The 1,037-nt window shown below is 46.7% G+C and carries 1 protein-coding gene; it reads left to right on the forward strand.

Features of this window, described 5'->3' with window-relative positions:
- Window positions 1-1,037 (forward strand): type I secretion system permease/ATPase (locus tag R8N49_RS25185; RefSeq protein WP_318190219.1); only part of this gene is annotated, 1,037 nt, incomplete at both ends.

Below are 1,037 nucleotides of genomic sequence, written 5' to 3' on the forward strand. Positions count from 1 at the left end.
GAAACTTTCAGTGTTCATGCTTAAACGAAGCATTCAGTATCAATCGCATACTGGAAAGAGTTACACCTCTCAGGTTCTTCGAGATATTCAAACCATAAAAAGCTTTTTGAGCAGCCAAGCCCCTTATCCTTTGTTAGACGCTCCCTGGACATCGCTGTTTATTTTGTTCGTCTATCTACTCCATCCTTTGCTTGGGCACATTGCGTTGCTTGGTTCTGTCGTTCTGTTTAGCTTAGGTTTGATCAACGAGTTGATGACGAGAAAGACGATGCAAGAAAGTGAAGTTAGGGCCATTTCTCATATTAGTAGTGCAGAGTTAGCGACACAAAACGCCAACTCTATTTTAGCCATGGGGATGATGAACGCATTTTTGGAACAGTGGCAATCGCGAGTACAGAGTGTCAGTGTGCTTGAAGAGCGAGTTGCCGGAAAATCGATTTATATGGCTAACTTTTCTAAGTTTGTTCGTGGCTCTTTGCAAATATTTTTACTCGGAGGTGGTGCATGGTTGGTTATTCAGCATGAAATCACGGCGGGTGCGATGATCGCGAGCTCTATTCTGATGAGCAGGGCATTATCGCCGATGGAGCAAGCGATAGGAACATGGCGCAGCGCTATGTCTGCGCGAACGGCTTATAAACGGTTAAAGGAGATTGATGCGATTGTTCGTCAAGACGAATCTGACATGCCGTTACCTAAACCGAAAGGCCATTATGAGTTAACCGGGCTCACTTACCGTCACCCGGGTGCGAATGAGCCAGTGCTGTCTTCTATCACATTATCAATCCCGCCGGGGGTGTCCGTCGGAGTAATTGGCCCTTCTGGCACTGGCAAATCGACATTTGCTCGCTTATTGCTTGGTAACATTCGGCCTTTAGCTGGAAAGGTGACTTTAGATGGCATGGAAGTGTCGACTTGGGCACCTGAAGATCGAGGTGTTCACGTTGGCTATTTGGCCCAAGAGGTGGAGCTATTTCCAGGAACCATTCGTGAGAACATCGCGCGTTTTAAACAAGAAGATCCAGCGAAGGTGATCA

Source organism: Vibrio sp. 1978, assembly GCF_033344345.1.